Genomic DNA, 8,347 nt, shown 5'->3' on the forward strand with positions numbered 1-8,347 from the left:
ACATCATGGCACACGACAATTCTGGCGCTGGGCCGGACGCAAAACTCGATGTGATCACCATCGGCCGCTCCTCCGTCGACCTTTATGGTCAGCAGATCGGCTCGAAGCTCGAAGACATCGCCTCTTTCGCCAAGTCGGTCGGGGGCTGCCCGGCCAATATCGCCATCGGCACCGCACGGCTCGGCTTGAAATCCGGTCTGATCACCCGTGTCGGCGACGAGCAGATGGGCCGCTTTATCCGAGAACAGGCGGCGCGCGAAGGTGTGGCGGTCGACGGGATCGCGACGGACAAGGAGCGCCTGACGGCGCTGGTATTGCTCGCGGTCGAGGCCGAAGGCGTCTCGCCGATGATCTTCTATCGGTCCGACTGCGCCGACATGGCGCTGAATGAAGACGATATCGACGAAGGCTTCATCAAGTCCTCGGGCGCCGTTCTGGTCTCCGGCACGCATTTCTCCAAGCCCAATACCGAGGCGGCACAGCGCAAGGCGATCCGCATCGCCAAGGCACACGGCCGCAAGGTGATCTTCGATATCGATTATCGGCCGAACCTCTGGGGCCTCGCCGGCCATGCCGAAGGTTTCGAGCGTTATGTGAAGTCGGAGCGCGTTTCCTCCAAGATGAAGGAGACGCTGCCGGATTGCGACCTGATCGTCGGTACCGAAGAAGAGATCATGATCGCCTCGGGCGCCGACGACGTGCTCGGCGCGCTCAAGGAAATCCGCCGTCTCTCATCCGCCGTTATCGTGCTCAAGCGCGGCGCCATGGGCTGCATCGTTTATGACGGCCCGATCTCCGACGATCTCGAAGCCGGCATCGTCGGCCAGGGTTTCCCGATCGAGGTCTTCAACGTTCTCGGCGCCGGCGATGCCTTCATGTCCGGCTTCCTGCGTGGCTATCTGCGCGGCGAGCCCTTGAAGACCTGTGCTACCTGGGCGAATGCCTGCGGCGCCTTTGCCGTTTCCCGTCTACTCTGCTCGCCGGAATATCCGACCTGGACGGAGCTCGATTTCTTCCTGAAGACGGGCAGCAAGCACAGGGCACTGCGCAAGGACGAGGCGATCAACCACATCCATTGGGCGACGACCCGCCGCGGCGATGAAATCCCGCTGCTGATGGCGCTTGCGATCGACCATCGTTCGCAGCTCGTCAGCGTCTGCGATGAACTGGGCATCGCTCATGACAAGATCGTCGCCTTCAAGCGGCTTGCGGTCGAGGCGGCAGCGCGGGTGGCGGATGGCCGCCCCGGCTACGGCATGCTGATCGATGAGCGCTTTGGGCGCGACGCCTTCTTCGATGCCGCCACCAATAATTTCTCCTGGATCGGCCGCCCTGTCGAGCTGCCGGGATCGAAGCCGCTGAAATTCGAATTCAGTCAGGATATTGGCTCGCAACTCGTTGAATGGCCGCTCAACCACTGCATCAAATGCCTGTGCTTCTACCATCCGGACGATCCGAAGGAGCTGAAAGCGGAACAGCAGGAAAAGCTACGCACGCTGTTCGAAGCCGCGCGCAAGGTCGGCCGCGAACTGCTGGTGGAAATCATCGCCAGCAAGAACGGTCCTTTGACCGACGACACTATCCCGACTGCCATGGAAGAGCTCTACGCTCTCGGCATCAAGCCGGACTGGTGGAAGCTGGAGCCACAGGAATCGACGGCTGCCTGGAAAAAAATCGATGCCGTGATCGCCAAAAATGATCCATGGTGCCGCGGTATCGTACTGCTTGGCCTGGAGGCACCGGCGGAGGAACTGATCCGCAGTTTTGAGGCGACGCTGGCGGCCCCTTCGGTCAAGGGTTTCGCCGTCGGGCGGACCATCTTCTCCGATGCGGCTCGCGCGTGGCTCTCGGGCGGCATGAACGACGAGGAAGCGATTGCAGATATGGCCGGCCGCTTCCGGCAACTGACACAAGCTTGGCTTAAAACCCGCGGCCTGTAAGAAACAAGCATTTGGGAGGCGCCCGATGGGCAAGACGATCCGATTGACGATGGCACAGGCCGTCACGCATTTCCTCAAGAAGCAGATGACCATCATCGACGGGCAGAAGCAGCCGATTTTCGGCGGCGTCTGGGCGATCTTTGGTCACGGCAATGTCGCCGGCATCGGCGAGGCGCTTTATCAGGTACGCGAGGAGCTGCCGACCTTCCGTGCCCACAATGAGCAGGGCATGGCACATGCCGCGGTCGCCTATGCCAAGGCGAGCTTCCGTCAGCGCTTCATGGCCTGCACGACCTCCATCGGCCCCGGCGCGCTGAATATGGTGACGGCCGCCGGCGTCGCGCATGTCAATCGTATTCCGGTTCTCTTTCTGCCCGGCGACGTCTTTGCCAATCGCGCGCCCGATCCGGTGCTGCAGCAGATCGAGGATTTCGGCGACGGCACCGTTTCAGCCAATGATGCATTCCGTCCAGTATCGCGCTATTTCGATCGCATCACCCGCCCGGAACAAATCATATCGGCGCTGAAGCGCGCCATGCAGGTGCTGACCGATCCCCTCGATTGCGGCCCTGTGACGCTTTCGCTTTGCCAGGACGTACAGGCAGAAGCCTATGATTATCCCGAGAGCTTCTTCGAGGAGCACATCTGGACGCAGCGCCGCCCGCAGCCGGATGTCGACGAACTTGCCAATGCCATCTCGCTGATCCGTCGTTCGGAAAAGCCGGTCATTCTGGCCGGTGGCGGCGTGCTCTATTCACAGGCGACGAGGGAACTCGCCGCTTTCGCCGAAGCGCATGACATTCCCGTCGTTGTCACGCAGGCGGGCAAATCGGCGATCGACGAGACGCATCCCCTCGCACTCGGCTCCGTCGGCGTGACGGGCACATCGGCGGCTAATGCTATTGCCGAGGAGACCGATCTGGTGATCGCCGTCGGCACACGCTGCCAGGATTTCACCACCGGCTCCTGGGCGCTGTTCAAGAACGAAAAGCTGGCCATGATCGGCCTCAACATCGCGGCCTACGACGCTCTCAAGCACAACAGCCACCCCCTGGTGACAGATGCGCGCGAGGGACTGAAGGCGCTTTCCGCCGGCCTGACGGGCTGGCGCGCGCCGGCGTCGCTCGCCGAGAAGGCGACGAAAGAAAAGCAGGTCTGGATGGAGGCCGCCGCCAAGGCGATGGCAACCACCAATGCCGCCCTGCCCTCCGACGCCCAGGTCATCGGCGCCGTCACCCGCACGCTCGGCGGCAAGGACAGCATTCTCGTTTGTGCAGCGGGTGGCCTGCCTGGCGAGTTGCACAAGCTCTGGCCTGCGACGGCGCCGGGCAGCTACCACATGGAATACGGCTTCTCCTGTATGGGCTATGAGATTGCCGGCGGGCTCGGCGTCAAGATGGCGCGGCCGGAGAAGGATGTCGTCGTCATGGTCGGCGACGGCTCTTACATGATGATGAATTCCGAACTGGCGACCTCTGTCATGCTCGGCCTGAAGATCACCGTCGTCCTGCTCGACAACCGCGGCTATGGCTGCATCAACCGCCTGCAGATGGCGACCGGGGGCGCGAACTTCAACAATCTCCTGAAGGATGCGCGCTTCGAGGTGATGCCGGAGATCGACTTCCGGGCGCATGCGGCCAGCATGGGCGCGATAGCCGTGAAGGTTTCGTCCATCACCGAGCTGGAGCAGGCCATAGAAGCATCGAAGAAGAACGACCGCAGCTCGGTCATCGTCATCGACACCGACCCGTTGATCACCACGAATGAAGGCGGCCACTGGTGGGATGTCGCCGTTCCCGAGGTCAGCCCGCGCGCCGAGGTCAACAAGGCCCGCGCCGCCTACGAGAAAGCACGCGCCGCCCAGCGCATCGGCTGATCCATTTCCGTCATTTTTCTGGAGGAGCTTTCGGCTCCTCCAATTAGCTTTTCAAGGAGACCATTAATGAAGGCCAAACTCGGCATGTCGCCCATCGCCTGGTGGAACGACGATCTTCCGGAGCTCAGCGACGACGTATCTCTGGAAGAATGCCTACGCCAGTCGCGCGGAGCCGGCTTCACCGGCATGGAACAGGGCCGGCGCTTCCCCAGCAATCCCGATGAGATGCTGCCGATCCTGCGCGCCGCCGACGTGACGCTCTGCGGTGGCTGGTTCTCGGGCACGCTCGTCAATGAGGAGCTCGCCGCCAACAAGGATCGCATCGCGCCGATGATCGAGCTGTTCAAGGCCGTCAACGCCCCTTGCATCGTCTATGGCGAAGTCGGCCGCTCGATCCAGGGTGATCGCTCCAAGCCGCTGGCCACCAAGCCGCGTCTTTCGGATGACGAGATGAAGGCCTATGCCCGTCGCGTTACCGAGTTCGGCGAATGGTGCGCCGACCAAGGCATGCCGCTCTCCTACCACCATCATATGGCCGCCGTCGTCGAAACCGAGCCGGAACTCGACGCCTTCATGCGCAATTCCGGCGAAGGCATTCCGCTGCTACTCGATGCCGGTCACCTGGCCTTTGCCGGCGGCGACGTGCTGCGCGCCATCGACAACCATCACGCCCGCATCAACCACGTCCACGTCAAGGATATCCGCAAGTCTGTCGTCGACGGGCTGGATCGCAGCCGTCAATCCTTCCTCGATGCCGTCGCGCTCGGCGCGTTCACGGTGCCGGGCGACGGCTCGCTCGATTTCGGCGCCATCGTCAAGCGCTTCGCCGACTACGGCTATGAAGGCTGGTTCGTCGTCGAAGCCGAACAGGATCCGCGCAAGGCGCCGCCGCAGAGGATGGCCGAGATCGGCCATGCCGAGCTGATGCGCGTCATGACGGCCGCAGGCTACACGGTGGAAACCGAAGGTTTTCCCAAGTAAGGGAGGAGAACGCCCATGCCCAATCTCAAGGTGAAATCCGACGGCTCCCATGGCCGCGTCACCCATGTCACGCCCGAAAGCGCCGGCTGGACCTATGTCGGCTTCGATCTACACCGCCTGAAGCCGGGCGAAACCGCTTCGGCCGAGACCGGTGATCGCGAGGTCTGCCTTGTCTGGGTCAGCGGCAAGGGCAGCGCCAAGGCGGGTACGAAGGATTTCGGCTCGCTCGGTGGTCGCATGAGCCCGTTTGAAGGCGCGCCCCACGCGCTCTATATTCCCTCGGGCTCAAGCTGGTCGGTAACCGCCGAGACCGATCTGGAACTGGCCGTCTGCTCGGCACCGGGCGGCGGCTCCTATGAGGCTCGCGCCATTCCGCCGGGCACCCATCCGGCACTGACGCGCGGCAAAGGCACGAATGTCCGCTATGTCAACAACATCATGCCGGAAGACGATGGCGCGGCGCATTCGCTGCTCGTGGTGGAAGTGATCACACCCGGCGGACACACCTCGTCCTATCCTCCCCACAAGCACGATCAGGACAATCTCCCGAACGAGAGCTTCCTGGAGGAGACCTATTATCACCGCCTCAACCCGCCGCAGGGGTTCGGCTTCCAGCGCGTCTATACGGACGACCGGTCGCTCGATGAAGTCATGGTGCTGGAAGATGGTGACGTGACGCTGGTGCCGAAGGGTTATCACCCTTGCGCCGCGTGCCACGGCTACGATCTCTACTATCTCAACGTTATGGCCGGCCCGAAGCGCATCTGGAAATTCCACAATGCCGTCGAGCACGAGTGGCTGCTCAAATCCTGAATGGCGCCTGATATAGGCTCGCTACAAAAAAGGCCGCGCCTGAAAGCGCGGCCTTTCATTTCATGCCGGCAACAAGCCGTAGCGCCATTTCCGATCCCTGGCATTGCGTGACAGTACCAGCCAGGTCAGCAAGATCATCCCCATTTCTGCAAAGATCGGCGTCATCCAGATCCCGCGTTCGCCAAAGACGAGCGGCAGGAGGAATGTCAGCGGCAGGGTGAAGATGTAGGACCGTGACAGGCCGAAGATCGCGCCGCGTTTCGCATCGCCGATCGACTGGAAATAGGACGACAGGATGATCGCCTGGCCGAAGAGGAAATAGGCGCCGATCGTCCAGGGCAGGATGCGGCCTACTTCCGCGACGATCAGGGGGTCGGCCACGAAGATCGAGCCCAGATGCCGCGCCAACAGTTCGACGACGAGTTCAACCGCCGCGCAATAGACCAGAGCCGAGATCAGGGCGATCAGGACGCTATGACCGACGCGCGCCGGAAGCGCTGCGCCGTGGTTGTGGCCCGATATGGTCTGCAGCGCGATGCTCAAGCCCAGCAGCGGCAGATAGGCGAAGGTCATGACGCGGGTGACGATGCCGTAGGCGCCGACGGTCGCGACATAATCCCCCTGATGCCAGATCGAGACGTTGAAGAGGATCGCCGTCGAGCTTAGCGAAATGCCGATGAAGCCGAGGCTCATCGGCGCGCCGAAGGCAAAGATGCCGCGCCACTCACGAACATGCAGCGCCATGTCGACCCGGAGCCCGTTCGGCCGACGCAAGCGATAGATGACGACGATGGTAAGGCAAATGAATTGCGCCAGGATCGAGCCGCCGGCGGAGCCGACCACGCCCCAATGAAGGACGGCCATCAGCAACCAGTTCGCCAGGATGTTCAGCAGTGTCGAGGCAAGCGTCACCAGTGTCATGAAGCCGAGCTTTCCTTCGCAGCGCAGCCCATCGAGATGCAGTGACAGGAAGAAGCTGATCGGCGCGAAGGCGACCATGACGCCCATGAAGGCCTCGGCGTTGCGGGCGACATCGACATTTCCTGCCGCGGCCACGGCAATGAATTGCCGGCCTGCGAGCCAGTAGATGAGATTGATCGCGACCACGACGGCAAGTGCCAGCGTATGGGCGCCGGCGAATACCGACTTTGCCCCATCGCGATTTCCGCCCCCGAGGCGACGGGCGAGAATGCTCGCCATACCATTGGAAACCAGCGTCTGCAGCGCAATCAGCAGCATGAGCGCGGGAAAGATGAGGCTGACGGCGGACAGCGCGTCGGCGCCGACATAGACGCCGAGAAAATAGGCGTCGACGACGGCGAAGAGGCCGCTGACCGTGGTGATGATGATAATCGGCGCGGCCGTCCTGGCAAAGACGCCAGGCAACCAGCCGGTGAGGAACATGTTGTTTTCGAGTGTGTGTGTCATGGTGGCATCCGGACGGAATCGCTCGCAGGCGGCGAAGATAGCGGTCTGATAATGACGAATGAAGTCAGATATCGAGAACCAGATGCGGCAGACCGTTCGATGTTCTGCGCGGCGAAATGCCGTCAGCATCGACCTGGGCATTGATGCGCTGGCGAAACGCCGAGAAGCTCTCGAACTCCACCACATCGACCGGTTCGTCGAAATGGATCGTTATCCTGTAGAGCCCGCCAGACTTCGCCGACATCGCCAGAACCTTGCCCGTGAAAGGCTTGTTCAGATAGCGTCCGCGCACGGCGGAGCCGACATCAAATGGCGCGTCCGGGCCATCGTTGGGTTTTGGGGCAAGCGCCGACAGCGTGTTCCAATCGCGCAGCCCATGCTGCTTGGCGATCAGCTCCAGTGCGGTGCTGTGGCTCATCTCGTTGCCGCGCTCGGCCATGGCCTGACGCAGACGCCGGGCCTGAGCCTTCAATTCATCTATAGACGGATACGTCGTCATAGGATCAGCCTTTGCTAAGGCACGCACTTACGACCGTGAAACGGGGCTCGCATTACCGCCAGTCAGCATGCCCTGAATGGCTGTGACCTAAAACAGAGAGGACTTCACCTTGGATTTTCATCCGCGAGCGGCAGGCGCCTCGAACCGCTCGTTCGTATGATCGAAGCCGATGCGGCTGTCAAGATGCGTCCAAATCGGCACAAAAGACGAACCCGTTAAAATTCTACCAATGCAATTGACGCTTCCGCAAAATCTCCGTGCAAGGTTCATGGTGTAACCGAGATGAATTCGGTCTGTTCTTCAACAGGGAATGACAATGCTTCGCGCAACCCATCTGGCGAAAGTCAAATCCGAAGTCTATGAGCGTAGCTGGGAACGGTTCTACGTCCAGCGGCCGGCGCGGCTCGTAGCTGTCCGTCCCTGCCTGACAGGCATTTCGGTGCGCAGCGCCGAAATTACCGATATTTCGCGCGGCGGCGCGAGCTTCACCGTCGCCACGACGGTCGGCCTGCCGACCCACTACTATCTGAACATTCTCGGTCTCGCCTACCGCATCGCCTGCGCCGAGGTCAGCCGCATCGACAACCGTGTCCATGTCCGCTTCATCAACCTGATCGAACCGGAGACGCTGCGCCGCGTCGTGCGCGCAGATTTCATGATCGGCAATGTCGAAGCGCTGGCTGCGCGCGGCAGGCGGCGGCCGGTATAAATTCGGCTTCACGTCCTCAATCGCTTCGCACGTCCCCGCGGGCATATCGTGCAGGCGGCATGCCTGCGTATCGAGCAAAGGCGACGCTGAAAGTACTTGCC

The 8,347-nt window shown here is 61.8% G+C and carries 7 protein-coding genes; 5 read left to right on the top strand and 2 right to left on the bottom strand.

Features of this window, described 5'->3' with window-relative positions; translation table 11 throughout:
* Positions 1 to 5 precede the first annotated feature (5 nt).
* The 4 genes from ACYJRZ_RS13935 (at position 6) to iolB (ending at position 5,610) form a co-directional block, all read left to right on the top strand.
* On the top strand, positions 6 to 1,940 hold the full coding sequence (locus ACYJRZ_RS13935) for a bifunctional 5-dehydro-2-deoxygluconokinase/5-dehydro-2-deoxyphosphogluconate aldolase (RefSeq protein WP_459459565.1): 1,935 nt from the start codon (positions 6 to 8) through the stop codon (positions 1,938 to 1,940).
* 25 nt (positions 1,941 to 1,965) lie between these two features.
* The gene (gene iolD, locus ACYJRZ_RS13940; protein ID WP_459459567.1) at positions 1,966 to 3,816 is read left to right on the top strand and encodes a 3D-(3,5/4)-trihydroxycyclohexane-1,2-dione acylhydrolase (decyclizing); all 1,851 of its coding nucleotides are present in this window, start codon (positions 1,966 to 1,968) and stop codon (positions 3,814 to 3,816) included.
* 66 nt (positions 3,817 to 3,882) lie between these two features.
* Positions 3,883 to 4,797 (top strand): myo-inosose-2 dehydratase, encoded by a 915-nt coding sequence (gene iolE / locus ACYJRZ_RS13945; protein ID WP_459459569.1) that lies wholly within the window; start codon positions 3,883 to 3,885, stop codon positions 4,795 to 4,797.
* Positions 4,798 to 4,812: 15 nt separating this feature from the next.
* Positions 4,813 to 5,610 carry a 5-deoxy-glucuronate isomerase gene (iolB, locus tag ACYJRZ_RS13950; RefSeq protein WP_459459571.1) on the top strand — a complete coding sequence of 266 codons (798 nt, stop codon included), beginning with the start codon at positions 4,813 to 4,815 and terminating at the stop codon, positions 5,608 to 5,610.
* A gap of 60 nt (positions 5,611 to 5,670) precedes the next feature.
* Here iolB and ACYJRZ_RS13955 read toward each other — a convergent pair whose 3' ends face one another.
* Together ACYJRZ_RS13955 and ACYJRZ_RS13960 are read right to left on the bottom strand one after the other, a co-directional pair.
* Positions 5,671 to 7,038, bottom strand: coding sequence for an MATE family efflux transporter (locus tag ACYJRZ_RS13955; RefSeq protein ID WP_459459573.1), 1,368 nt, complete (start codon positions 7,036 to 7,038; stop codon positions 5,671 to 5,673).
* A 64-nt stretch (positions 7,039 to 7,102) separates the two neighbouring features.
* Positions 7,103 to 7,537 (bottom strand): glyoxalase superfamily protein, encoded by a 435-nt coding sequence (locus tag ACYJRZ_RS13960; protein WP_459459575.1) that lies wholly within the window; start codon positions 7,535 to 7,537, stop codon positions 7,103 to 7,105.
* Positions 7,538 to 7,847: 310 nt separating this feature from the next.
* On the opposite strand from ACYJRZ_RS13960, the gene ACYJRZ_RS13965 reads away from it, so the two are divergent.
* Positions 7,848 to 8,246, top strand: coding sequence for a PilZ domain-containing protein (locus ACYJRZ_RS13965; RefSeq protein ID WP_207899585.1), 399 nt, complete (start codon positions 7,848 to 7,850; stop codon positions 8,244 to 8,246).
* Positions 8,247 to 8,347: the final 101 nt, after the last annotated feature.

This window comes from Rhizobium sp. No.120 (assembly GCF_054558365.1).

Coding starts and splice junctions, on each gene's coding strand:
- ACYJRZ_RS13960 (WP_459459575.1), bottom strand. CDS start 7,537: ATGACGACGTATCCGTCTATAGATGAATTGAAGGCTCAGGCCCGGCGT.
- ACYJRZ_RS13965 (WP_207899585.1), top strand. CDS start 7,848: ATGACAATGCTTCGCGCAACCCATCTGGCGAAAGTCAAATCCGAAGTC.
- iolD (WP_459459567.1), top strand. CDS start 1,966: ATGGGCAAGACGATCCGATTGACGATGGCACAGGCCGTCACGCATTTC.
- iolE (WP_459459569.1), top strand. CDS start 3,883: ATGAAGGCCAAACTCGGCATGTCGCCCATCGCCTGGTGGAACGACGAT.
- ACYJRZ_RS13935 (WP_459459565.1), top strand. CDS start 6: ATGGCACACGACAATTCTGGCGCTGGGCCGGACGCAAAACTCGATGTG.
- ACYJRZ_RS13955 (WP_459459573.1), bottom strand. CDS start 7,038: ATGACACACACACTCGAAAACAACATGTTCCTCACCGGCTGGTTGCCT.
- iolB (WP_459459571.1), top strand. CDS start 4,813: ATGCCCAATCTCAAGGTGAAATCCGACGGCTCCCATGGCCGCGTCACC.